Here is a 23,681-nt window from a genome sequence, read left to right as displayed (position 1 = left end):
TGCAAGCGTCATAGGATTATTTGCCTTTTGCAGCAAGTTTTCTACGCATATAAGCAATGCGAGATTGTAATGGAAGGTGTTTAGGGCAGTTGTCTTCGCAACCTAGCAAACTCATACAACCAAACACACCGTCATCATCGCCGATTAACTCGTAGAAATCATCGTCTGTTCTGTTATCAAGAGCATCGATTTTAAATCTAGCTACGCGGTTGATACCAACAGCACCGATAAAATCCTCTCTCATAATCGCAGTTCCGCATGCTGCCACGCAGATACCGCACTCGATACAACGATCTAGCTCGAAAACCTCTTGTGCTACTTCTGGTTCGACTTTTTCCTCTAATTTAGAGATGTCAGTTACATGGTCAGTGTGAATCCAGCTCTCGACTCTCTTACTCATCGCGTTCATCCAGTTACCTGTATCTACGCTCAAATCTTTTAGTAGTTTGAATACAGGAAGTGGCATAAGCTCGATAACGCCCTCTGGATAGTCTTTTGTTAGTGTGCGGCAAGCAAGTGCTGGCTTACCATTGACTAACATACCGCAGCTACCACAGATACCAGCACGACATACGAAGTCGAAGCTTAGCTCTGGGTCAAATTTTTCGCGGATGACATTAAGTGCGATAAATAGTGTCATACCATCTGTTTCTTCAAGCTCATAAGTCGCAAAGTGAGGTTTAGAAACCTTGCTTAGCGGATTAAATTTAAACGCTTTAATTGTGATTTTTCTACTCATATCCTATACCTGCTCTTTCATTTGGTGCTTTATATTTTGGTTGCAACTCATAATGCATTAGTGCTTCTTGGATTTCATAGCGTCCTCTGCCTTCTGATTCCATTTTTGCTCTAATGTCATCAACTTCTTTTTGGCGTTTTGCACTATCTGGGTGCTCTATAATATTACCTTTCGCGCCATATCCACGGAATGCTGGTGGAATTTCCATTTTCATAATATCTAGTGGCTCGTAAGTTAGAGTTGGCAATGTATCGCCGTCTTTCCAAGTCGCTAGTGTGCGTTTTAGCCAGTTTGCGTCATCGCGTTTTGTGAAGTCCTCGCGGTAGTGAGCACCACGGCTCTCTGTGCGATCTAGTGCGCCTTTTGCAACGCAAAGTGCAAGTTTAAGCATCATAGGAACACGATAAGCCTCTTCTAGCTCTGGGTTTCCAAATAGCTCTTTGTTTGAAATTTTAACATTTGTTGATTCTTTGTAAAGCTCTTCTAGCTCTTTTACAGCTTTTGCCAAGCCCTCGCCTGTGCGGAAAATCGCAACATGTTCCCACATGATATCTTTCATTTTGTTTTTGATCTCAAATACATTGTATTTGCCGTCTTTATCAAGTAGGCTTTGTAGGTAAGCTTGTGATTTATTTACAAATTTTTCAATTGAAGTTGTTTTGATATCGATTTCGTGGCTTGCGCAGAAATCTGCGAAGTAATCACCTACAATCATACCAGCGACAACTGTCTCAGAAACTGAGTTTCCACCCAAGCGGTTGAATCCGTGCATATCCCAGCATGCAGCCTCACCAGCTGAGAATAGACCTGCTAGTGTTGGGCTTTCGCCTGTTGCTTTTGTTTTGATTCCACCCATTGAGTAGTGTTGCATTGGAAGGATTGGAGCCCAACCTTTGCCTCTTTTGCGACCATTTTCATCTGTGTAAGTCTCTGTATCAGCAGGATCGATACCGTTGAAAATTTGGCAAATTTCTTGAACATCGCGAAGGTTTTTCTCGATATGCTCGCGACCCAAGATAGAAATATCAAGCCAAACATGGTATCCATAAGGGCTAGGAACGCCTTTACCATTTCTGATGTGTTCCATAATACGGCGTGAAACAACATCGCGGCTAGCTAGTTCTTTTTTCTCTGGTTCATAATCAGGCATAAAGCGATATCCATCGACATCACGCAAGATACCACCATCACCACGGCAACCCTCAGTTAGCAAGATACCACTTGGAACGATTGGAGTTGGGTGGAATTGAACTGCTTCCATATTTCCTAATTGAGCTACGCCTGTTTCTAGTGCGATAGCAGCACCAGTTCCCTCACAAACAACAGCGTTTGTAGTGTGGCGATATACACGACCATAACCACCAGTTGCGATTAGTGTGCCTTTTGCAACATAAGCTGTAAGCTCACCAGTTACCAAATCGCGAACAATCGCGCCATAACAGCGGTTGTTTTCGTGGATTAGAGCAATTGCTTCTTTTCTATCATGGATATCGACATTGTGTTTTAATGCCTCGTTTGCAACAGCGAAAAGCATAGTGTGACCAGTAGCGTCAGCTGTGTAGCAAGTTCTCCATTTTTTTGTTCCACCGAAGTCACGGCTGTGAATTAGACCATGAACTTCTTCTTTTTCTTCGATTGTTGTTTTTTGAGCGTTAATAATCGCGCTTCTTTTACCTTTTGTGATACGAGTCCATGGAACGCCCCACGCAGCTAGCTCACGAATAGCTTTTGGAGCTGTTTGAGCAAACATTCTAGCTACATCTTGATCGCAACCCCAGTCGCTACCTTTTACGGTATCAGCGAAATGCACATCTTCATTATCGCCTTCACTCATTTTAGAATTACCAAGACTTGCTTGCATACCACCTTGTGCTGCTGCTGAGTGCGAGCGTTTAACAGGAATAAGGCTTAAAACTACTGTGCTAAGCCCTTTTTCGCCAGCAGCTACCGCAGCGCGTAGGCCTGCAAGCCCACCACCGATAACTAATGCATCATAATATTTAACATTCATATTTCAATTCCCTATTTTATAAATTTACACCGATTTTGATAAATGCAGCCAAAGATAAAAGACCTAAAATTAAGAAGAAAGCTGAAACAATCCATTTTAATTTTTTAAGTTTTTTACGACTTTCTTTTGCATCAGGACCTTCGAAAATACCCCATTTAACGCATAGTCTGTATAAACCAATGCTACCGTGAAGTTCAACAGCGAAAAGCAATACTAAGTAGAACAACCACATAAAATGGCTTACTACACGAGCACCTGACATATCACCTGAAATTTTATCAGAGTTTGTGATGATGAAAATAAGGTGTGCAGCACCCAAGAAGAACATAATAAAGCCAGTGATTGCTTGAACCCACCAAAGTGAAGTATCTTCGTGTTTGAAGCGTTTCATGTGAGCACGATATGATTGCCATTGGCGGAAATTGATTGGCATTTTTCTCATACCTAGCGCAGCGTGAATAAAGAAAATGATAAATACAGCAAGAGCTAAGAAAGATGTAATATAGCTCATAGAAGGGCTGTCGCTCAAAAATCTTAATTCTAAGAATTCAACAACTTTGGTAAAAAAGTCTCCACCGAACAATACAGTAGAAACAAACATCATATGCACCCACATAAATAGACCCAAAATTCCACCACTGATACTTTGGATTAAGTCTAGGCGCGCTGGCATACGGCTTTTTGTGCGATCCGTGCGGATACCTAAGAAGCCTTCGATTTGCTCGCTCATGAGCTCTCCTTATAGAAAATTAGTTAGTTAAATTACTAACAATTTGTAAATTTAACTTTAACAGGACATTATAGTATTTTTTAACTTTAAGTAAAGTTAATTACGCCCTATTAGTTGAAATTTCAAAGAAATTTTTAATATAACGCCCGCCAAAAACATAACGAGCGATAAAATTTGCCCCATTGAAAATCCAGCGATTACAAACCCAATCCCAGCGTCTGGTTCTCTGAAAAATTCACTCACAAAGCGCATAAATGTGTATAAAATAGCGTAGTTGCAAATCAGTTCGCCGTCGAATTTCTTAAATTTCCTGCTAAAAAATAAAATCACAAAAATCAAAATTCCTTCAAGCAAACCCTCATAAATTTGGCTAGGGTGGCGAAGCACGCCATCAACAAAAATCCCCCAGCTCACATCGGTTGCGCGTCCGATTAGCTCTTGGTTCAAAAAATTTCCAATCCGCCCGAAAAAATACCCAAGCGGCACACTAAGCGCGACAAGATCGAGCAGCGCCCACTGGTTTTGGGCGTGGCGACGACAAAACGCTATTGTGGCGATGATAAATCCAACCACTGCCCCATGGTAGCTCATACCGCGAATTCCGATAAATTCGCCGTTATAAAAGGGGTTGAAAATTTGCCATGGGTGAGTGAAATACCACAGCGCCTCGCCTGAATAAATCGCGATATATCCGAGCCTAGCGCCCAAAATCACGCCGATTTCGACCCAGATGAAATAATTATCCAGCACCGCACTGCTAAATTTCAGTCCGTCGCGCTTAGCAATCCATTTGGCCATAAAGAGTGCGATTAGCAGCGCCAAAACATACATTATGCCATACCAATGCACGCTAAAACCGGCGATGCTAAACGCAACCGGGTCAAATTTTTCGTAAATGTGGTTCCAAAATTCCAACTCTCGCCCCTAATTAAATTTGTAAATTTGGCTAAATTTTAAGCCCCAAGCTATTTTTCACAACCACGCAAAAATCCGCCAAAAAATACCCAAACGCCTTGTAATAATCGCTTTTTGCGCCAATTTGCAAATGTCCGGCTAGCCCGCGCAGGCTTGGCATGATAAAATTTGTCAAATACTCGCCCAAAATATTGTGCGATTTTTCGTTTGTATCTTGCTTGAAAATCATCGCCAACAGCCCTAGCATGTTTGCAGCGTGTGTATCTGGCAAATCCGCAAAAGGCTTTTTGAAGCGACATTTTTCGTAAAAAACGCTCACTTCGCTCGCACTTATTAGCTTGAAATAGCTCATATCAAAGGCCTCTTTGAGATTTTCAAAATCAGCGCAAATGGCCTCATAATCGCTATTTTTAACCCCAGCCCAAAGCTCTTGGCCCTTTTTGTTTTCCTCATTTTCGTTGATTATAATCCATTTGCTAGCAAGTTTTTCGAAATTTTCCTTGCTTATCGCGCCCTTAAAATTCGTCGCGAAAATTATACACATAACCGAATAAAGTTCCCCTACTTTCATCTTTTCTCCTTAAATTTCACTAGCTTTTTTAATTTTTTCCACACCAAATTTTGACCAAATTTGATTCATTGATTTATCTAAATTTTGGCGTTTTTTATCGATTTCATCGAAAAGCAGCGTCGCACACTCTGCGCTATTTGCGCCAAAATTTGACAAATTTAGCGACACATGACTTATCGCATCGCCCCTATGCACATCAATAGCCTCGAAAAGCAAAAGTGCCGTCTCATCGAGCAAATCTAGGCTAAAAGGCCTGTGCTGACTAAGCCTTTTAGAGCTCTCATCGCGCGATTTGTAGCGGATTTTGACCTCGTAAGTAAGTGGATTTAGCCCACCCTCTAAAACCTCGCTAGCTAGGTGGCGAGAGAGGATTTTAATGCGCCTTTTGATCTCGTCCCTATCGAAGCACGGCTCGAAACTGCGCCCAAGACCGATACTTTTGCGCTCCCTGCTAACCTGCACCCGCTCGCTCGTATCGCCACTGATTTGAGCGAAAATTTGCTCGCCGTTTTTGCCCATTTTTTCGAAAATTTCCCTATGTCCCCACGCGTCGCCAATGCTTTTAATCCCGTATTTTGCGAGCGTTTTTTGCATAGATTTTCCCACACCTGGAAATTTTGAAATTTCGACATCTCTAAGCTCGGTTTTAAGGCGCGAGATGGGTATCTCACGCACCCCGAAAGGCTTGGCTAAATCGGTGGCAAGCTTAGCGATAAATTTCGCCTCACTTAGCCCCACACTGCTAGGAAGCCCGAATTTCGCCTTGATTTCGCTTTGCAAAAAGAGCGCAAACTCGCGCGCGTTTTCGTTGTATTTCGTGCCACGCAAATCCAAAAAAAACTCATCAACGCTAAATTTTTCGATTTCTGGCGTGAAATTTAGCAAAAATTTATGAATTTGGTTTGAAATCTTGCCATACACGCCGTGCTTTGCCGCGTCCAGCACTAGCTCCGGACAGGCTAGAAGCGCCATTTTTAGGGGTTGTGCTGAATGCACGCCAAATTTTCTAGCCTCGTAACTAGCGCTTAAAACCACACCTTTTTGCAAGGATTTTAGCCTCTTTTGCTCATCGGCAAAATTTTGCAAATTTTGCTCTTTTTGGGCTTGAATTTTAAAATTTTGCGCGCTCTCATCGAAGTGAAATTTCGCCCCAAAACCCTCATCTTTATTAGCAAAAATTTCCTCATTATTTCCGCCGATAACTGCGACAGGAAGTCCGCTAAGAGCGGGATTTATCAGCCTTGCGACAGATACGAAAAAGCAGTCTAAATCGATATGGACTATCAAACTATATCTATCCCAAATCCACTAAGTCCAGCGTATTCTTTCGGGCTGGAATTTGAAAGAATTTTGATTTTTTTAATCCCCAAATGCGCTAAAATCTGTGCCCCGATACCATAGCTTTTGAAATCGCCCTTGTGCGAAGCCGAATTTAGCGCCACAATCACGCCACCGCTCGCGCTTAAAATTTCTAAATTTTGCATAAAATCATCGTAATTTTCATCTTGCATAAATTCTAAATCGGTTGAAATTTTATGAAATTTTACATTGCAAATTTCCCCAATTTCGCCGAAAATAAAGACTTTGTGAGCGTTGTCATCGTGGTCTGTGATTTCGCAAACTCTGCAAGGCTTACCGCAAATTTTACCCTCGCTAAAATCGCCAAATTTAACCAAAGTTTCGTTTTTTAATCTGTATTCGACGATTTGGGCGATTGAAATCATATTTATGCCAAATTTTTCGCAGAATTTCTCCAAATCATCGCGCCTCGCCATTGTGCCGTCTTCATTTACGATCTCGCAAATCACCGCACTTGGCGCGATTCCAGCGAGCTTGCACAAATCCACAGAGCCCTCAGTGTGGCCTGTGCGCACGAGCACTCCGCCTTTTTTAGCGATGAGCGGATTTATGTGGCCAGGGCGCACGAAGTCGCTTGGGGTGGAGTTTGGGCGCGCCATAAGCTCGATTGTCATATTTCGCTCATACGCGCTAACGCCCGTGGTTGCGTCTTTTGCGTCGATTGTGATAGTAAATGCCGTCTCGTGCGAGGATGTGTTTTTATCGACCATTAGGGGCAAATCTAGCCTTTTGGCGATTTCCTCGTCCAATGCCACGCAAACCACGCCACGAGCGTGTGTGATAGCGAAATTTACCTTCTCTGCGCTCGTAAAAGTCGCAGGAAAAATCAAATCGCCCTCATTTTCGCGATCAACATCATCGACCATGACAATCATCTTGCCATTTTTCATATCTTGTATAGCTTGTTCTACACTTACCATTTTTAATCCTTATTCAAATTTTCAAATCCAGCTTTTATCTTTTCATAAAGCGGGGCGAAGCTGACGCCGTTAATTCGCACATTTGCGATAGTTGTTATAAAATTCGTATCCCTTTCCCAGCGCGGAACTAGATGATAATGCACATGCTCGGCTATCCCAGCCCCAGCAGCGGAGCCTAGATTCATACCGATATTTACCCCCTTTGCGCCAAGAGCGGTTTTTAGCACTCGCACGCCCTTTTGGATATATTCGCTCATCTCTAACCACGCTTCTAGCGGTAAATTCTCGATATTATCGGTGTGCTCGTAAGGAATCACCATAAAAGCCCCAGGATTGTATGGATATAAATTCATAAGCCCGAAGCAAAATTTAGCGCGAAATACCACGCCTACGCACTTTTCTCCCTTTTTTGCCTTTGCTGCATCGCAAAATGGGCAACCGCTGCGTTTTTCGGTAAAATAATCACTTCTCCACGGCGCGCAAATATAATCCATATTCTCCCCCTATTTTTCGCCAAATTTCACTGCTCTAAGCGCCACACCAACATCATCTTGGCGCATAAAACTCTCGCCGATTAAAAACGCATCGACCCCGCGTGCGCTTAATTCGAGTAGCTGTTCGTGCGAGCCTAGCCCACTTTCTGCGACGATAATTTTGCCATTTGGGATAAGCGGGATTAAATTTGCCGATAAGCTCAAATCAACCTCGAAAGTCTGCAAATTTCGATGATTTATGCCGATTATATCAGCCCCTGCGAAAATCGCCTTTTTCAAATCATCTTTATCGTGAATTTCAAAAAGCGCTTCAAGCCCCAAATGCCTAGCAAATTCCAAAAGTCTTTTAAGCTCTTTTTGCTCCAAAGCCTTTGCAATTAAAAGCACAAAATCCGCCCCATACACGAGCGCTTCTAGGATTTGATACTCATCGATTATAAAATCTTTGCGCAAAATCGGCGTGTTTGTGTAGCGCCTGATTTGCGAAATATAGCTAATATCGCCCTTAAAATAGTGTGGCTCAGTCAAAATAGAAAACGCACTCGCACCCGCCTTTTCATACTCCATAGCGATTTTAAGCGGATCGAAATCCTCTCTGATAATGCCCTTGCTAGGGCTTGCTTTTTTCACCTCTGCGATTATGCGAAGCGGATTATCCGGGGTGCTTTTTAGCGCGTTTTTCGCGTCGCGCGGTATCATGGGATTAGCACTTAGCGTGCGACCAAGCATATCAAAGCTAAATTTTTCTTTGCGCCTAGCTAAATCCTCGCGCGTTTTTTCTAAAATTTCATCTAAAATCATTTTTGCGCCTTTATTCCGCCTGCGATTTCGCCTATTTTTTGGATATTTTTATCTATCACACATTTTTCTATCGCGCTTACATGCCCCTTGCCCTCGTCGCTGGTGTAAAACTCATCGTCTTTTATCTTATCCATCCACTCTTTGGCTTTTTCGCACTCGCCAAGTTTATAAAACCCCCACGCTAGCGAGTCTATGTAATAAACCGAATTTGGCTCGTCTTTTAGGGCGCGCTCGACATAATCAATGCCCTTTTTGATATCCAAATCATGATCGATTAAAATATATCCGTAGTAATTCAAATGCACCGGATCTTTTAGCTTGCTAGCTATGTTTTCAAATTTCGCCACGACTTCGTTAATCTGAGCGGCTGTTTTTTTATCACCAAAAGATTCATACAGATAAATCGCCTCGTTCGCCAAATAATCGTAATTTTCGGTTTTCGAAAACTCCTCGCGCGCTAATCTCATGGCTGTGGCGAAGTCCTTTTTCTGAGCGTAAGCGTCCATTATGAGATCTTTTTTATAATCGTATTTTTGCAAAATTTCGATGATTTTATCAAATTCCTTCATATAATAATAAATCCCAATCATATCGTCTAGGAATTTTGTATTTTTTTTGCTCTCATACAGCGCCTCATCGAGTTTGGCGACCTCGAAGTATTTTTTTTGCATACGATACACATCAGCCAAAACCTCGCACACCATACCGCTAGCGCACCCGTAAATTCGCCTATGCGTCTCCATGATACGCACCGCAGCGTCGCTACTATCAAGCCTATTTAAAAGCACATCGCTAAGGCGGATTAAATTTTCCTCTGATTTTTCCAGCTCATAGGCCTTTTCAAAATACTGCTTGGCTAGGGCGAAATTATCCATAGCATAATATGTCGCGCCCAAAATCGAATAATTTCTCGAATTTACCTCTAAATTTGCTAAATGAAGCGCGGTAGTGTTGGCTTTGAGTATCTCTCCCTGCCCCATATAATACCCCACTTTTACGCGCAAATACTCGCTATCATCAGCCAAAATTTTATCGCCCAAAGCTAGGTAGCGCGCGGTTGCTTTGCTATCTTTTAAGAAAAACGCAAGCTTTAAGGCTTCTAGCAAATACACCTGCGAATTTGTCTTTAAAAAGGCCTTTTCGTAAAGCTTCATCGCGCTTTGCGGGTCTTTGTTGGCTAGTTCTAGCGCAGTTAGCAGATCGAAATTCAGCTCAGCCTCATCGTAAGCCTTCATCGCCTCTTTTAGCTTTTGCGGTGTGGTGGCCTTTTGCGTCATCTCTTCACTAGCGTTTTTCTCGGGTACCGGCGCAGTATTTGTGATAACCGAGCTTTTATTCATATCTTTTATCGCATCGCTTTTAGTTTCGCTAGCGCCCAAATTTAGGGCACCAAGAGCCAAAAAAGCGGTTAAAATTTTACCCCAATACATTCTTTCTCCAATTCATCTTTATGCTCTTTGAAATAATCCCAAAATGGAAAGGTTCTACATTGATTTGGTCTGTATTCATAAATCCCGCAGTTTCGGTGCTTTTCGTCAAAAAACACACACGCCATACCGTCAAGGTATGGTTTTTCTTTTATGCTAAATTTATTCCCAACTCGCTCTAAAAATACGCGGATAAAATTTGCCTTATCTATCCCCATAAATTCGCTGAGTTTCTCGATTTCTGCGTCATTTATCCAAATATATCCGCTCTCGCCCGTGCAACACTTGCCACCGCAGCTTTCGCAGGCGCTACTATCGAAGGTATAGTCAAACTCACTACTCAATATCGACACTTTCTAAATTGGCTTTTTCATAAATTTTAGCCGTTATTTTACTTTTTTCACCATTAAGAAATGTATAAATCGGCGCACAAATTTCACAAAGTGAGTGCGAACTTTTTTGCGCCAAAAAAAGTGCGAGTTTGGCAGGCTTGTTTTCGTTAGGATAGATGAAAGCAAGCTTTGTCAAATTTAGCTTATAACTTTGCAAAATTTCGCAAATTTGCGCGATTTTGCCCGCCTCGTAGCAAAAAATTAGCGCGCCTTTTGGCTTTAAATGAGTGTTGCTAACACGCACGAAATCGCTAAGGCTTAGGCTTGTGGCGCTTTTGCTTAGCGCGATGTGCGAATTTTGGCTAGTTAGGATTTTTTCCCTGTAAAATGGCGGATTTGAAACGATTAAATCAAATCTTTGCTCGCTTTTAAAATTTGCGAAATTTTCGTGCAAAATTTGAGCCTGTAATGAATTTTGCTTGCAATTTTTACGCAAAATTTCTAAATTTTGCTCTTGGATTTCAAGCAAGCTTAAATCTAAATTTGGAAAATCCCGCTTCAACATCAGCCCCAAAATCCCGCATCCTGCCCCAACATCTAAAATTTTAAGAGAATTTGTGGCGCGAGAGTTAAGCCAGTTTTCGCAGATAAAATTCCATAAAAAAATGGTATCGCTGGTGTAGCGATACCCACTTTTTAGCTGGAAAAGTCTCATAAATGCAGATTTTCTACGATTGTGTGAGCGTGGTTGAAGGCTACGACGATCGAACCGCCGTTTCTAGTGATCAAATCTCCACCCACAAAAAGCCCTTTTGTGGCTGTTTCGCACCTCTCATCGACGCTTGGCACGCCGTTTTCGTCGAATTCTACGCCACATTTTTTAAGGAAATCCACAGGGCTCGTGCCACCGATTGCATAGATTATGCGATCATAAACTAACTCCATACCGTTTGTGAATTTCACTAGCACCTTGCCACTTTCGTTTTCTAGCGCTTCGATATCAAGCCCAAGGCGCAAAATAATGTCGCCATTTCTGGCCTCTTTTTTGATATCTTCTTCGTTGATTTCATTTAGTCTAGTAAAGCTCTCTTTGCGGTAGCATAGGGTAACGGTGTTTGTTTTGCATAGCGAGAGTGCGTATTCGGCGGCTGAGTTGCCACCGCCCACGACTAGGACTTTTTCATTGACGCTACATTTATCGAGGTTGAAATTTACCCTTTGTGTGATTGAAGGCGGGATTTTGTAGCTTGGTTTGTTTGGTTTGCCCATACGGCCGATTGAGATGATGACATTGCGCGCTACAAAGCCAGCTGAGGCTGTGGTTATGCAAAATAGCCCGCCTTCTTTTTTCTCGACCTTTTCGACCTCGCTATTGAAGTAAATATCGATATCGCCATGATCTAGCAAGCTATCGAAATAATCAAGCACGCTCTCTTTCGTGCCAGTCTCGAAGCTAATCGTGCCCTTTGTCTCGCTATCCATGCCCTTGTATTCTTTATCTACGCGTTTTTTGTCTTTGTAAAATTGTCTGATTGTTTGAGAGTGATTATCGCCTTTTTCTAGCAAAAGCACCTTGGCTACGCCTTTTCTTTTGGCCTCGACCACAGCCGCGATTCCGCAAGGACCGCCACCGATGACAACTACATCATAAACATTTATCATTTTTTTCCTTTGTGTTAAATTTTACAACCTTTGATTATAATCAAAATTTATTTATAAATGGTAAAAATAATTACATTTTTGAGATTTTATTTGTCTGTTTTATTTTTACCCAAAACTTAGCCCAAAAATGCTAAATTTAGAAAAAATTTAAAGGAAAATAATGATTTTAGCCATTGAAAGTAGCTGTGATGACAGCTCGATTGCTGTGCTAAACAGCTCGAATTTCGCATTAGAGTTTTACGAAAAAATCTCCCAAGAACTCGAACACTCCAAATACGGCGGTGTCGTGCCAGAACTAGCTGCGCGTCTTCACACAGAAGCACTGCCTCGCATTTTAGAGCGCGCAAAGCCCTTTTTTGGCTCTCTTAAAGCCGTCGCCGTAACGCACGCACCGGGCCTTAGCGTGAGTTTGATAGGGGGCGTGAATATGGCAAAAACTCTTAGCCTTGCGCTAAATTTGCCACTAATTGGCGTAAATCACCTAATCGGGCATATTTATTCGCTATTTTTGGACAAAGAAGCAGAATTTCCGCTTGGGGTTTTGCTAGTAAGTGGCGGGCACACGATGATTCTTGATATTGACGCAAATGGCGCAATCAGCGTGCTTGCAAGCACCAGCGATGATAGCTTTGGCGAAACATTTGACAAGTGCGCTAAAATGCTAGGACTTGGCTATCCAGGTGGCGCGATAATCGAAAATTTAGCCAAAAATGGCACGCCTAAATTTAACTTTCCAGTGCCTTTAAAAGGCGATAAACGCTTAGAATACAGCTTCTCAGGCCTTAAAAATGCCGTTCGAGTGCAAATCGAAAAAATTAAGGCAAATGGCGATTTAAGCGAACAAGATAAGTGCGATATCGCTTATGCGTTTCAAAAAAGTGCTTGCGAGCATATCATGGATAAACTCTCGCGGGTCTTTGATGAGCGCAAATTTAGGCGTTTTGGCGTCGTGGGCGGGGCTAGTGCGAATCTGTATTTGCGCCAAAATTTGGCAAATTTATGCGACGCGCACGAGTGCGAACTTTTATTTGCGCCACTGAAATTTTGCTCGGATAACGCCGCGATGATAGCGCGCGCAGGTTTAGAGAAATACCGCAAACAAAGCTTTATCGCACCGCAAAATTTGCAAATTATCCCAAGCCTAAATTTAAACTCCGCATTTGAGTGAAATTTAAAATTTCGCCTAAAATTTAAAAAATCGTTCAATGTTAAATTTGGATTGAATTTTAAATTTAAATTTTACTGGATTGCTTCGAAAACTTCGTTTTCTCGCAATGACAGCAAATTTAGAGCAAAGAATTTTAAATTTCGATTTCATACTCGATTGGATCTTTTACGCCGGCTTTTGCAAAGCCATTTAGGCGCAATTGACAGCTATCACACACGCCACAAGCCTTGTGCGAGTTTGTGTAACAGCTCCAAGTAAGCCCCAAATTTACGCCGTTTTCAAGCGCACGCGCCACAATCTCGCCCTTGTTTAAATGCACCAAAGGCGTTTTAATCTCCACGCTAAAATTCGGCGAAGTGCCCGCATTTATCGCGCTTTGCATTTTTGCGATAAATTCCGCCGTGCAATCAGGATATCCGCTGCTATCCTCCTGCACCACGCCGATGAAAATCGCATCACACCCCTCACGCTCGGCAAGCGCGCCCGCGATACTCAAAAACACGCCGTTTCGAAACGGCACATAGGTGTTTGGGATCTCGGATTTGTCGATGTTTGCGCCCTTTCGCACGCTAAGGCTCGTATCTGTAAGCGAGTTTGCGCCGATTTGCGCGATAAATCTAGCATCCAGCGTGTATCGCCTCGTAACGCCCAAATCATCGCAAATTCTCTCGAAACACTCGCGCTCTTTATCCTGCGTGCGCTGAGCATAATCAAAATGCACTCCAACGACCTCATAGCCTGAATTTTTGGCGATATACGCGCAAGTCGCGCTATCCATACCGCCACTGATGATACATAAAGCTTTTTTCAAATTTAATCCTTTTTTGGTAGAATTATAGGCAAATTTTGATTTAAAGGGCTTGAAATTGATACTTTGTGAAGAAAATTACCCAAAAATTTTGGACGAAATTTTAGCCACGCTTAGCGCGGGTGCGGTCGAGCTACTCTTCGTGCGAAGCGAAGAAATGCGCGAAATCAACAAAAGCGCGCGCGGGGTCGATAAAACCACCGATGTGCTTAGTTTTCCGCTCGAAATTGTGCCAGGTGGTGCGAATACTGCCCCGATAGGCTCTGTTGTGATAAATTTGGATTTAGTAGAGCAAAAAGCGTTAGAATTTTCGCACTGCAATAACGATGAAATCGCGCTTTTATTCACACATGGACTTTTGCATATTTTGGGTTTTGATCACGAAATCGATAATGGGGAAATGCGCGAAAAAGAGTGCGAAATCATCGCTAAATTTGGGCTTCCAAAAAGCCTAATCGTGCGAACGCTGGAATAAAGGATAAATTTTGAGTAGAAAAAGAAAAATTTTAAACATATTTTTGGCGATTTTCTTAGTTTTCATTTTTTTTATAGGATTTGATACTCGCCTTACAACTGGCTTGGATAGGCTTCTTGTGCATGCTGAATTATCGAAAGGCGATAGAGTTGCATATTTTTTAGAAGAAAATTATGAATTTTCTAAAAAATTAAATTTAGAAGAAATTTCAGAAAATTTTTCTAGTAGCGAACAAATTTTATTTATCGGAACAAATGACGGCACGGGTGGGCTTTTAAAAGATATTTCATGTATATTTTCTACAAAAGAAAAACCAAATGGATGTTGGAATTTTTTCTTAAAAGAAAATGGAAAAATAAAAATGATAAATTTCGATGAATATCAAAATTTATCAGACCAAAACATCACAGAAATTGTGATTAAAAGAAAATTTCGTAGATTTAAAGATTTTTAATTTTAAACAAAACTAACAGGATCCATATCGATCTCAACGGGCAAATGTGCTAGAAGTGCGCCAGCCTTTAAAAGTGGTGTGTGTGTGGTAGCTCGAAGCAGTATTTCGTAGCGAAATTTGCCCGCAATCAGCGCAATTCCAGCCTTGCCATGCCCTATGATTTGCAAACCATTTAGTTTTTTGGCTTTTAGCGCGCCGTGTAAAATTTCAAGCCCGCTAGCGCAAATTTTAGCCGCCTCTGCCTCGTTTTTATGCGAGATTAAAACACGCAAAAGCCTAGTGTATGGCGGATATAGCGGATCTCGATCCTCGCTTTCTTCTTCTAAAAACGCGTCATAATCCTGCAAAAAATCCTCGAAAAACGCCCTTTGCAGAGTCTGTATCACGACCCTGCCTTCGCCCTTTCTGCCGGCTCTACCTGCTACTTGCATGCCAAGGGCTAGGGTCTTTTCGCGCGCCCTAAAATCAGGGTAGTTCAAATGCTCATCAATCCCCATAATCACCGCCAAATCCACGCCATGGTAATCATGCCCCTTGCTAAGCATTTGTGTGCCTACCAAAATGTCGATTTTATGGGCGTTAAAGTCGTTTAGTAGAGTTTCTAGCTTTCTTTGGGTCGTAATCTCATCGCGGTCAAATTTAGCGATTTTTGCCTCAGGGAAATTTGCTTTTAACTCCTTTAAAAGCTCGCTAGTGCCCATTTTTTTGGCCTCACTTACGCTTTTGCCACATTTAGCACAAGGCTGTTTGTAAAACGCGCTGTATCCGCAATAATGGCATTTTAGCGCCTTTTCCTTTTCGTGATAGCTCATACCCACCGAGCAAAACGGGCATTTGATAATCTCGCCACAACTTTTGCAAACCATATATTTGAAATTTGCGCGTGTGGGCAAAAACACCACCACTTGGCGATTTGCGCCTAGACTTGCGCTGATTTCTTTTTTTATTTTGGGAGTGAGGGAAGTTTCGCTCTCGTCGTAAATGTAGCGTTTGTGCGTGGCATAATATGTGCCTTTGAGCCTGAAATTTGGCTGTTTCGCAAAGCTCGTAAGCGAGGGTGTGGCTGAGCCAAGCACGGTTTTAACGCCACATTTGTGCGCGGCAAAAATCGCGAGATCTCGGGCATTTATGCGTGGAGCGGAGGCTGATTTGTAGCTATCATCGTGCTCCTCATCGACAATGATTGCGCCAAGGCTATGAAACGGCAAAAACAGCGCCGAGCGCGCGCCTGCGATAAGGCGAATTTTGCCTGCGAAAAAATCGGCTAAAATTTGGCGTTTTTTAGCGGGGGTGATTTTGGAGTGCCACACGCCAAGAGCCTCGCCGAAATACCCTTGCAAGCGCTTCGTCATTTGCGGTGTGAGCGAAATTTCTGGCATTAAAAATAGTGCTTGTTTGCCAGAGTTTAAAATTTCTGTTATGAGCGAGATATAAACCTCGCTTTTGCCGCTTCCCGTATCGCCAAAAATCAGCGAAACGGCGTTTTGTTTGGCAAAATTTAGAGCTTTTGTCTGCTCCGGGGTCAAATTTGGCGTTTTTGTGAAATTTGGCTTTTCGCAAGGCGCGCAATTTATGCTCGAATTTGGCTCAAAAACCCCAAACGCCACGCCGATTTCGCAGATATAAAAATGCGAAATAAACTGCGCCAACTCCACCTGAAACGGCGTGAAATTTAGGGGCAAAATTTCGCCGATTTCTTTCGTGCAAAACTCGGGTTTTGGCACTTCTCGCAAAACTACACCGCGTTTTTGGGCGTTTTTTACGGAAATTTGGACTATTTGGTATGGTGAAATTTGTGAATTTGAAAAATAGGTAAGCGGTTTTAGTCTTGCCCCTAAAACCGCGATTTCATAGTAATACAAGCTTATTCTGCTAATGCTTTGCAAGTTGGTTTTGAGTGGTCACAATCAAATGTGCCAGCCTTGTGAGTAGCGTCTGCTGTTTGATAATATGTAAAATCAACGCAGTTGCCAGCTACACACGCTTCATAAGTTTTATTTCGTGTTTTAACTTTCCAGCCGTTTTTGCCAGTGCTTGCAGTTAGGTCATTTTGCAAAACATTACCAAACATATCAGAGCCGCTGCTGTTTAAATCAGGCCATGCGCTCTTGCCTTTTAATTGCTCTTCGCCTCTTTTTAGCGAAATTCCACTTCTAATCGAAGCCAAATCGCCTCTCATTTTTGCGACCGTAGCATCATCTCTGGTCATAGCTAGTCTAGGCACAGCAACACCTGCTAAAATGCCAAGAACGACGATAACAAAAATCAACTCAATCATAGTAAATGCGTTTTTCATATTAAATCCTTTGATTTAAAATAGATTTAAGTATAGCCAAAATAAAATTAAGCTAGCTTTAAATTATTTTAAGCTAGCGATTTTTTGCGCAAATTTTACTCTCTGCCCCTGCGAAATTTCAAACCCCAAAAATTCCTCCTCGGCAATCATCACTATCGTAGAGCCAAGCTCGAAATTCCCGATATGTTCGCCCTTTTTAAAGCTCACGCCCTCGCCATAATCGAATTTATTATAATCAAAATTCAAAATTTCCCTAGCCTTATCGTTAGCCTTAGCATTAGTTTGAATCCTGCTATCAAAGTCAAATTTCATCTTGCCTACATTTAGCGCCCCTACAAAAACCAGCCACAAAAGCCCGCCATTACTCATTTTACACAGCAGTACCACGCGTTCATTTTTGGCGTAGAGATTTGGCACTTTTAGCAGATATTTTTTTGCCACACTGTGAAGCTCGCCCGGGATATATAGCGCACCAATGACGCTAAGATCGCATGGAGCGTGATAGTGATGATAGTCTTTTGGGCTTAGATAGATGTTTGCGTATGTCAAATCCGCCGACATTTTAAAATCTCTGGAAGTTTTCATATCATCTAAATTTAGCAAACTAATAAAAATTTCTGAATTTTGCTTTTGCAAATCCCCAGCCCAAGATTTAAGCCCCAAAAGCTCCCAAATATCGTATTTATGCCCCTTTATGCTAAACGCGCTAAAATCGCTCGTGCGCCCACACTCAAAAATCACTCCGTCGCTCGGGCTCAAAAACGCACTAGGCTCGGCGCAAATTTCACGCTCCCTCACCAAACGCCTCGTAAATAGCGCATTTAGGCTATCGTAATCACCTGCGCCTAAAAATTCGCTCATATCAATCTCAAAAGCGTCAATGTATTTTTGATTTATAAACTTTTGCACAGGGCGCGGAAATTTTACCCCAGCCACAGCCCCAAAACAGCGTGAAATTAGCTTTTTCATCACTCTCTCCTTAGTCTTAGTAGCGCGATTTCTGCGTCGGCAAAAATCCTCATCGGAGGCCCCCAAAATCCAGCCCCACTGCTCACATAAATTTGCTTCGCTCCGTCATTATATAGCCCATGGACATATTTTTGATCGAGTGCTACAAGCAGGCTAAATGGGAAAATTTGCCCGCCGTGCGTATGTCCGCAAATACACAAATCCACCTCATCTTTTACATATAAATTTATAAATTTTGGCTGATGAGCGAGTAAAATTTTAGGTTTATTTGGATCTGCCATTTTTAGGGCTGCCCTGAAATTTGGCTCTAATTCATTAAATCTCACACCGCTTAAATCGTGCGTGCCAAGCAGATTTATCCCCATAAACTCCACGCTCTCGTTTTGCAAAACCCTCACGCCCTCGCGCTCCAAAGCCTCGATTAGCCCCTTTGCGCCTCTGTAATACTCGTGATTTCCAGTTACGAAAAACACAGGCTTTTTTAGTTCGCGCAAAGGCTCCAAAATATCGCCTAGCTCGTGAGAACGCAAATCAAACATATCGCCCACGATACACACAGCATCGTGGCTGGTAGCGTTTATCTGCGCTACGATAGTCTGCAAAAAATCTTTTTTCAAAAACTCGCCCAAGTGTATGTCGCTCACCACGGCTAAATTTAAATTTTGGCTCAAATTTTTGATTTTTATATCCACTTCATTTATTTTTGGAATTTTAAGCGCATTGTAAAAGCCCTTAAAAAGGTAGCTAAACGCCATTATCACAAAGGTTACATCTACGCAAATTTTAATAAATCTGCGCCTGCTCTCGCTAAATTTGGCAAATTTTGCACTCACATTTAAAATATCATAGGCTAGGCACAAAAAGAAAAGCGAAAAGCTACTAGCCACGCAAACGACGCAAATTTTGTATAAAATTTCATCTTTTAGTGCGCCGGCAAAAACGCTTCTAGTAAAAAACATACCCTCGAAAATCACCAAAAATAGGCAAAAAACTATCAAAAACGGCTTTATTTTTTTGAATTTATCATAAATTTCAAACCTAGCTGAGATTGATTTGTAAATGTATAAATTCAAAAAAACAAAGAGTGTCGTGGCTACAATCGGAAAAATATATGGGATTTTCACTCTTACTCCAAATCAGATAAATTTTTCTAATTTTTCTCTATCGAAGCCCGAAATTTCGCCATCTTTATCGACCAAAAGCGCGCCAGATTTTTTAAATTTCGTAATCGTGCGAGAAAATGTCTCGGGGGTGATATTTAAAATTTTGGCGATTTTAATGTGTTTTGAGCTGGTAAAAATATCAAAATTTTCGATGATAAACTTTGATATTTTTGCCTCGCTAGGTAGCACGACGCTGTTTTCAAACGCAAATTCTAGCGCCCTTAACTTCGCCGAAATTGATTTTATAATGCTAATGCAAATCTCAGGCTCACTCAAAAACTCTTCGACAAATTTTTCATAATCTATTTTTAAAACCTCGCCACCGCTAGCAAAGCGCGCGCTGGCTGGATAGGGGATATTTTCGAAATTTACAGCCTCAGCCACGAAAGACATCGGGCGAATTTCGTGGATATAGATTTCCTTGCCACTAGGGGCTGTTTTGTAAATCTCGATTGTGCCTTTAAGCAAGATGATTAAATGAGAGCTTGTATCGCCCTCATAAAATAAAATTTCTCCCTTTTTAAAAGCCTTTTTGCTACTAATCTGCGCTAATCGCTCGATTTTGGCCTCATCAAGCCCCTTAAAAAAAGGGATAAATTTCAAAATTTCCATATTATTTTTTTAGTAAATCCCTGATTTCGCTTAGAAGTTTGATATCTTCGCTAGGCTCAGCTGGCGCCTCAGGCTCGGCTGGTTTTTCTTTTTTAAGCTTGTTGATCGCCTTAATCGCGCAAAAAATACAAAATGCGATAATGATAAAATCAACCGCTGTTTGGATAAATGAGCCGTAATTTATCGTCACGGCTGGTGTTTCGCCCACAGCCTCTTTTAAAACGATTTTTAAATCGGTAAAATTCATACCACCTGTGATAACTCCGACGATTGGCATAATGACATCACCTACTAGTGAAGTTACGATCTTGCCAAAGGCTCCACCGATGACCACACCCACTGCCATATCGATGACATTGCCTTTCATTGCGAATTCTTTGAATTCTTGAATAAAGCTCATTAAAAGCCTCCTTTGGGAAATAAAAGGATAGATAATAACCTAATTTTGCTTACTTTTTGCTTTTTATTAGGTAGAAAAAAGTATAATGGCGAATTTTGAAATTTAATAAAGAAAAGGAAAATTTATGTATAGATTTGCGCCATCACCCACAGGCGATATGCACATTGGAAACTTACGCGCCGCGATTTTTAACTATATCCGCTCGCTTCAAGATAAAAGTGGATTTATTTTGCGTATCGAGGATACCGATACTGCCCGCAATATCGAGGGCAAAGACAAAGATATAATGGAAATTTTAACCCTTTTTGGTATCAAATGGCAAACGCTGTATTATCAAAGCAAAAATTTAAAATTTCACCAAGAATTCGCCGCTAAACTGCTCCAAGAAGGCAAGGCGTTTTGCTGCTTTTGTAGCGAAGAAGAACTAGCAGAGAAAAAAGAAAAAGCCAAAGAAAAGGGCGTAGCGTATCGCTACGACGGGACTTGCGAGCATTTAAGTGACGCTGAGGTCATAGACAATCCAAAGCCATTTACAATTAGACTTAAAAAACCAACCAGAGTTTTGAAATTCACAGACGCTATCAAAGGCGAGATTAGCTTCGAGCCCGAAAATATCGATAGTTTCGTCATCATGCGCGCAGATAAGACCCCGACATACAACTTCGCTTGCGCCACTGATGATATGCTAGAAGGCGTTACCTTCGTAATCAGGGGCGAGGATCATGTCAGCAACACCCCGAAACAAAACTGGATTAGGGAGTGTTTGGGATATACAGACGAGATTTCGTATGCGCATTTGCCGATTATTTTGGGGCCTGATGGCAAGAAAATGTCCAAACGCGACGACGCAAGTAGCGTAAAATGGATGCTAGATACTGGATTTTTGCCTGAGGCGATTGCGAATTATTTGGTTTTGCTTGGAAATAAAACCCCGTGCGAGGTATTTAGTATCGAAGAAGCGGTGGAGTTTTTCGATATCGCTAAAATTTCAAAGGCTCCGGCGAAATTTGACATAGACAAGCTCGCATTTATCAACCGCGAACATATCAAAAGAGCGAGTGCTAAGCGCATTTGCGAGCTTTTTGGCGTAGATGAGAGCAAGGTAGAGTTAGTGAAATTTTACACCCAAGAATCCAGCCTAATTCCAGAAATCAAAGCGAAAATAAACGCAATTTTTAGCCAAAAAGAAATTCCAAGCGAATTTAGCCAAAACGCTGAAATTTTGCGAAATGAAATTTTAAATTTAGCCCAAATTCCAGCCGAATTTAACGAGTTAAAAACAATCCTTATGGAAAAAACCGCTCTCAAAGGCAAGGCATTTTTTATGCCACTTAGATTGCTTCTTACAGGCGCGCCTCACGGACCAGAGCTAAATGAACTTTACCCGCTCATAAAATCATCAATCAAGGAAATCCTAAATGCTAGCAAATAGCCTAATTTACGGCGTTTTAATCACTCTGCACTACGCCATACAAGCCTACATTTTGCTTGTGTTTGTCGCCTGCGTGCTTAGCTTCATACGCCCAAATCCGTTTAACAAATTTGTCCAAATCATCTACAAGCTCACAACTCCGACTTTTGCGCTCGTGCGACGCTATATCCCAACCACTCTTGGCGGGTTTGATTTCGCCCCGCTTGTGATTTTAATCGGTCTTAGCGTGATTGATAATGCGATAATTTATGCCTTACAAAGGAGTGTTTTTTGAAAATTTTATTTAAATTTAGCCTAGCGGTGGCACTTTGCGCAAATTTTGCCATAGCAGAGGTCAAAAGTTATAACGAAATAAAAAACGAACCAAAATCTCTGGCAAAAGATTATTATATTTATCGCCTAGCCACAGAAACCAAATACGATAAAAACGAGCTAAAAGCCCTTAGAAAGGCTGGAATTTACCGCTATCGTGGCAAGATAAAAAAGGAACTTGATAAAATTTTAGGCGCGTTTAAGGCTTTGCCAAAGCCAGATAAATGCGCAGGTGTAACGAGCGCGAATATACTAGATGCGAATTTAACCTGCCAAAAAGCAAGAAGCTATCCAGCGTTTGTGGCAAAGCTAAGCCCCAAAACTCGCTCGGCATTAATTAGCAAATTTGAAAATAGTGGAAATTTGGGCGCGATGAGTGCGATAAATTTGCTAAAAGGCTTCAATTCAGGCTCGCCGGCGCAGTATTTTAAAGATAACGGTCATGCGCAAAATTATTTTTCATATTATCAATTCAAGGGCGATGAGAGCTTGCTAAACATAAACGCAAGCCCCGCTTTTATCACAGATATGGCGCAACTCTCTGGCTTTAAAAGCGTGCTTGAAGATGCTGTAATCAAGCGCAAATATCCAAATTTGCGCCAATCTATGCTAGGAATTGATCCGCAAAAAGTGGATAAAGAAATCGCGTTTTTGCTCGGCGTAAATGCTCTAACTTATGGCGATGAGGCGCAGGCTTTGGCGTATTTTGGGCGCGCAGCAGCTACGATAGAGAGCGTGCATAACTCGCACAATGCGAAATTTTGGGTCTATTTGCTAAGCAAAGACGAAAATATCTTACACGAGCTTGCCAAAAGCAACTATTATAGCCTCTATTCGCTCTATGCAAAGGAAATTTTGGGTGATAAAAGCCTAAATATCATAAATCCAACCCCAGCGCGCGATAAAATTTCAAACTATGATATCAAAAACCCATTTAACTGGGTTCGCACCAAGGCCAAAGCCGATAAAATGGGCAAAGCAGAGCTTTTGGAGTTTGCGAAGAAATTTGACACCAAAGAGAGCCTTGGCGAGTGGGCGTATATAATGAATAAGGCTAGTGGCGGACGCGATAACTACTATCTAACGCCATTTATGGAGCATATCGGCACTACTGATTTGCACCGCCAAGCACTGATTTTAGCTCTTGGCCGCCAAGAATCACGCTTTATCCCAAGCGCCGTTTCGACATCGTATGCGCTTGGTATGATGCAGTTTATGCCATTTGTAGCGAACGATATCGCCAAAAAACAAATCAGTATCGAGGGCTGGGATCAAGATATGATGTTTGATCCAAAAATCGCCTATAAATTCGCCAATATCCATATCGACACACTCGAAACCAAGCTACTTAGCCCCGTTTTTATCGCATACGCATACAATGGCGGACTAGGATTTACGAGCAAACTTCTAAAACGAGCGGATTTGTTTAAGAGGGGAAAATACGAGCCGTTTTTGTCAATGGAGCTAGTAACATTTGCTGAGAGCAGGGATTATGGCAAGAAGGTTTTGGCAAATTATGTGATTTACTCGCATATTTTAAACCCAAATTCAAAGGTAAGCGTGCGTGAGGAGCTAGATAAGCTCTTAATCCCAAGCAAGAGTGATAAAATTCGCTAAATTTAACCAAATTT

At 41.8% G+C, this 23,681-nt stretch carries 25 protein-coding genes and 1 pseudogene; 6 read left to right on the top strand and 20 right to left on the bottom strand.

Translation table 11 applies throughout. From position 1 onward, the window contains the following. Positions 1–16: 16 nt before the first annotated feature. From PF027_RS02190 to PF027_RS02130, 13 genes and pseudogenes are all read right to left on the bottom strand, one after another. Complete coding sequence (locus PF027_RS02190; protein WP_270858184.1) at positions 17–739, bottom strand: fumarate reductase iron-sulfur subunit; 723 nt, start codon at positions 737–739, stop codon at positions 17–19. Beyond that, positions 732–2,750 carry a fumarate reductase flavoprotein subunit gene (locus PF027_RS02185; RefSeq protein ID WP_270858185.1) on the bottom strand — a complete coding sequence of 673 codons (2,019 nt, stop codon included), beginning with the start codon at positions 2,748–2,750 and terminating at the stop codon, positions 732–734. Before PF027_RS02185 ends, PF027_RS02190 begins: the two co-directional genes overlap by 8 nt. Before the next feature lie 28 nt (positions 2,751–2,778). Continuing rightward, positions 2,779–3,480: pseudogene (locus tag PF027_RS02180) on the bottom strand (fumarate reductase cytochrome b subunit); the annotation flags it as partial. Between the two features lie 96 nt (positions 3,481–3,576). Continuing rightward, on the bottom strand, positions 3,577–4,395 hold the full coding sequence (gene lgt / locus PF027_RS02175) for a prolipoprotein diacylglyceryl transferase (RefSeq protein ID WP_270865149.1): 819 nt from the start codon (positions 4,393–4,395) through the stop codon (positions 3,577–3,579). A gap of 31 nt (positions 4,396–4,426) precedes the next feature. Continuing rightward, positions 4,427–4,966 (bottom strand): hypothetical protein, encoded by a 540-nt coding sequence (locus PF027_RS02170; protein ID WP_270872291.1) that lies wholly within the window; start codon positions 4,964–4,966, stop codon positions 4,427–4,429. 9 nt (positions 4,967–4,975) lie between these two features. Next, complete coding sequence (locus PF027_RS02165; protein ID WP_270872290.1) at positions 4,976–6,253, bottom strand: DNA polymerase Y family protein; 1,278 nt, start codon at positions 6,251–6,253, stop codon at positions 4,976–4,978. Continuing rightward, a complete protein-coding gene (locus PF027_RS02160; protein WP_270872289.1) occupies positions 6,250–7,245 on the bottom strand; it encodes a bifunctional 3,4-dihydroxy-2-butanone 4-phosphate synthase/GTP cyclohydrolase II in 996 nt (331 codons plus the stop codon). The genes PF027_RS02165 and PF027_RS02160 overlap by 4 nt, the downstream gene beginning before the upstream one ends. Positions 7,246–7,247: 2 nt before the next feature. Then, on the bottom strand, positions 7,248–7,739 hold the full coding sequence (locus PF027_RS02155) for an HIT family protein (protein WP_270872288.1): 492 nt from the start codon (positions 7,737–7,739) through the stop codon (positions 7,248–7,250). A gap of 9 nt (positions 7,740–7,748) precedes the next feature. Beyond that, a complete protein-coding gene (gene trpC, locus PF027_RS02150; protein WP_270872287.1) occupies positions 7,749–8,540 on the bottom strand; it encodes an indole-3-glycerol phosphate synthase TrpC in 792 nt (263 codons plus the stop codon). Then, on the bottom strand, positions 8,537–9,970 hold the full coding sequence (locus PF027_RS02145; RefSeq protein WP_270872286.1) for a tetratricopeptide repeat protein: 1,434 nt from the start codon (positions 9,968–9,970) through the stop codon (positions 8,537–8,539). The genes trpC and PF027_RS02145 overlap by 4 nt, the downstream gene beginning before the upstream one ends. Continuing rightward, a complete protein-coding gene (locus PF027_RS02140) occupies positions 9,949–10,314 on the bottom strand; it encodes a YkgJ family cysteine cluster protein (protein ID WP_270872347.1) in 366 nt (121 codons plus the stop codon). The genes PF027_RS02145 and PF027_RS02140 overlap by 22 nt, the downstream gene beginning before the upstream one ends. Beyond that, complete coding sequence (locus tag PF027_RS02135) at positions 10,304–11,014, bottom strand: tRNA1(Val) (adenine(37)-N6)-methyltransferase (protein WP_270872285.1); 711 nt, start codon at positions 11,012–11,014, stop codon at positions 10,304–10,306. The genes PF027_RS02140 and PF027_RS02135 overlap by 11 nt, the downstream gene beginning before the upstream one ends. Beyond that, on the bottom strand, positions 11,011–11,961 hold the full coding sequence (locus PF027_RS02130; protein WP_270861987.1) for an NAD(P)-binding domain-containing protein: 951 nt from the start codon (positions 11,959–11,961) through the stop codon (positions 11,011–11,013). Before PF027_RS02130 ends, PF027_RS02135 begins: the two co-directional genes overlap by 4 nt. Positions 11,962–12,121: 160 nt before the next feature. Between PF027_RS02130 and tsaD the strand changes: the two genes are divergently transcribed. Beyond that, positions 12,122–13,129 (top strand): tRNA (adenosine(37)-N6)-threonylcarbamoyltransferase complex transferase subunit TsaD, encoded by a 1,008-nt coding sequence (tsaD, locus tag PF027_RS02125; protein WP_270877322.1) that lies wholly within the window; start codon positions 12,122–12,124, stop codon positions 13,127–13,129. Between the two features lie 133 nt (positions 13,130–13,262). Here the strand turns inward: tsaD and queC are convergent, their stop codons facing one another. Continuing rightward, complete coding sequence (queC, locus tag PF027_RS02120; RefSeq protein WP_270877385.1) at positions 13,263–13,907, bottom strand: 7-cyano-7-deazaguanine synthase QueC; 645 nt, start codon at positions 13,905–13,907, stop codon at positions 13,263–13,265. 88 nt (positions 13,908–13,995) lie between these two features. Between queC and ybeY the strand changes: the two genes are divergently transcribed. Together ybeY and PF027_RS02110 are read left to right on the top strand one after the other, a co-directional pair. Then, positions 13,996–14,412 (top strand): rRNA maturation RNase YbeY, encoded by a 417-nt coding sequence (gene ybeY, locus PF027_RS02115; RefSeq protein ID WP_270877321.1) that lies wholly within the window; start codon positions 13,996–13,998, stop codon positions 14,410–14,412. Positions 14,413–14,422: 10 nt separating this feature from the next. Next, positions 14,423–14,866: a hypothetical protein gene (locus PF027_RS02110; protein ID WP_270872281.1), complete on the top strand. Its 444-nt coding sequence runs from the start codon at positions 14,423–14,425 to the stop codon at positions 14,864–14,866. 2 nt (positions 14,867–14,868) lie between these two features. On the opposite strand, the gene PF027_RS02105 is transcribed toward PF027_RS02110, so the two are convergent. The 6 genes from PF027_RS02105 to mscL all read right to left on the bottom strand — a co-directional run bounded on the left by PF027_RS02105 (position 14,869) and on the right by mscL (position 20,306). Beyond that, a complete protein-coding gene (locus PF027_RS02105) occupies positions 14,869–16,743 on the bottom strand; it encodes a primosomal protein N' (protein ID WP_442867888.1) in 1,875 nt (624 codons plus the stop codon). Continuing rightward, positions 16,731–17,162 carry a type II secretion system protein gene (locus tag PF027_RS02100; protein WP_270872279.1) on the bottom strand — a complete coding sequence of 144 codons (432 nt, stop codon included), beginning with the start codon at positions 17,160–17,162 and terminating at the stop codon, positions 16,731–16,733. The genes PF027_RS02105 and PF027_RS02100 overlap by 13 nt, the downstream gene beginning before the upstream one ends. A gap of 63 nt (positions 17,163–17,225) precedes the next feature. Next, positions 17,226–18,131, bottom strand: a complete 906-nt coding sequence (gene asd, locus PF027_RS02095) for an archaetidylserine decarboxylase (protein WP_270872278.1) — start codon at positions 18,129–18,131, stop codon at positions 17,226–17,228. Then, entirely contained in the window at positions 18,131–19,255 is a 1,125-nt protein-coding gene (locus tag PF027_RS02090; protein WP_270877320.1) for a metallophosphoesterase, read from the bottom strand. Before PF027_RS02090 ends, asd begins: the two co-directional genes overlap by 1 nt. A 12-nt stretch (positions 19,256–19,267) precedes the next feature. Continuing rightward, positions 19,268–19,906, bottom strand: a complete 639-nt coding sequence (locus tag PF027_RS02085) for a Crp/Fnr family transcriptional regulator (protein ID WP_270865135.1) — start codon at positions 19,904–19,906, stop codon at positions 19,268–19,270. Between the two features lies 1 nt (position 19,907). After that, on the bottom strand, positions 19,908–20,306 hold the full coding sequence (mscL, locus tag PF027_RS02080) for a large-conductance mechanosensitive channel protein MscL (protein ID WP_270858204.1): 399 nt from the start codon (positions 20,304–20,306) through the stop codon (positions 19,908–19,910). A gap of 124 nt (positions 20,307–20,430) precedes the next feature. On the opposite strand from mscL, the gene gltX reads away from it, so the two are divergent. From gltX to PF027_RS02065, 3 genes are read left to right on the top strand one after another with little or no spacing between them, the layout of a single operon-like run. Further along, positions 20,431–21,738 (top strand): glutamate--tRNA ligase, encoded by a 1,308-nt coding sequence (gltX, locus tag PF027_RS02075; RefSeq protein WP_270861995.1) that lies wholly within the window; start codon positions 20,431–20,433, stop codon positions 21,736–21,738. Beyond that, positions 21,725–22,012, top strand: a complete 288-nt coding sequence (locus tag PF027_RS02070; protein ID WP_270861996.1) for a YggT family protein — start codon at positions 21,725–21,727, stop codon at positions 22,010–22,012. The genes gltX and PF027_RS02070 overlap by 14 nt, the downstream gene beginning before the upstream one ends. Then, positions 22,009–23,667, top strand: a complete 1,659-nt coding sequence (locus PF027_RS02065) for a transglycosylase SLT domain-containing protein (RefSeq protein WP_270877319.1) — start codon at positions 22,009–22,011, stop codon at positions 23,665–23,667. The genes PF027_RS02070 and PF027_RS02065 overlap by 4 nt, the downstream gene beginning before the upstream one ends. Positions 23,668–23,681 lie beyond the last annotated feature (14 nt).

Origin of the sequence: Campylobacter sp. VBCF_01 NA2, assembly GCF_027797205.1 — a bacterium.
In the GTDB taxonomy this organism is placed as follows: Bacteria; Campylobacterota; Campylobacteria; order Campylobacterales; family Campylobacteraceae; genus Campylobacter_B.
The sequence above is the reverse complement of the archived record's forward strand: the minus strand, read 5'-3'. Positions and strand labels throughout refer to the sequence as shown.

Excerpts from the sequence above, each read along its gene's own strand:
- PF027_RS02190 (WP_270858184.1), bottom strand. The coding sequence starts at position 739 with ATGAGTAGAAAAATCACAATTAAAGCGTTTAAATTTAATCCGCTAAGC.
- PF027_RS02185 (WP_270858185.1), bottom strand. The coding sequence starts at position 2,750 with ATGAATGTTAAATATTATGATGCATTAGTTATCGGTGGTGGGCTTGCA.
- PF027_RS02170 (WP_270872291.1), bottom strand. The coding sequence starts at position 4,966 with ATGAAAGTAGGGGAACTTTATTCGGTTATGTGTATAATTTTCGCGACG.
- PF027_RS02160 (WP_270872289.1), bottom strand. The coding sequence starts at position 7,245 with ATGGTAAGTGTAGAACAAGCTATACAAGATATGAAAAATGGCAAGATG.
- PF027_RS02155 (WP_270872288.1), bottom strand. The coding sequence starts at position 7,739 with ATGGATTATATTTGCGCGCCGTGGAGAAGTGATTATTTTACCGAAAAA.
- trpC (WP_270872287.1), bottom strand. The coding sequence starts at position 8,540 with ATGATTTTAGATGAAATTTTAGAAAAAACGCGCGAGGATTTAGCTAGG.
- PF027_RS02145 (WP_270872286.1), bottom strand. The coding sequence starts at position 9,970 with ATGTATTGGGGTAAAATTTTAACCGCTTTTTTGGCTCTTGGTGCCCTA.
- PF027_RS02135 (WP_270872285.1), bottom strand. The coding sequence starts at position 11,014 with ATGAGACTTTTCCAGCTAAAAAGTGGGTATCGCTACACCAGCGATACC.
- PF027_RS02130 (WP_270861987.1), bottom strand. The coding sequence starts at position 11,961 with ATGATAAATGTTTATGATGTAGTTGTCATCGGTGGCGGTCCTTGCGGA.
- tsaD (WP_270877322.1), top strand. The coding sequence starts at position 12,122 with ATGATTTTAGCCATTGAAAGTAGCTGTGATGACAGCTCGATTGCTGTG.
- queC (WP_270877385.1), bottom strand. The coding sequence starts at position 13,907 with ATGGATAGCGCGACTTGCGCGTATATCGCCAAAAATTCAGGCTATGAG.
- PF027_RS02100 (WP_270872279.1), bottom strand. The coding sequence starts at position 17,162 with ATGAAAAACGCATTTACTATGATTGAGTTGATTTTTGTTATCGTCGTT.
- asd (WP_270872278.1), bottom strand. The coding sequence starts at position 18,131 with ATGAAAAAGCTAATTTCACGCTGTTTTGGGGCTGTGGCTGGGGTAAAA.
- PF027_RS02085 (WP_270865135.1), bottom strand. The coding sequence starts at position 19,906 with ATGGAAATTTTGAAATTTATCCCTTTTTTTAAGGGGCTTGATGAGGCC.
- mscL (WP_270858204.1), bottom strand. The coding sequence starts at position 20,306 with ATGAGCTTTATTCAAGAATTCAAAGAATTCGCAATGAAAGGCAATGTC.
- gltX (WP_270861995.1), top strand. The coding sequence starts at position 20,431 with ATGTATAGATTTGCGCCATCACCCACAGGCGATATGCACATTGGAAAC.
- PF027_RS02070 (WP_270861996.1), top strand. The coding sequence starts at position 21,725 with ATGCTAGCAAATAGCCTAATTTACGGCGTTTTAATCACTCTGCACTAC.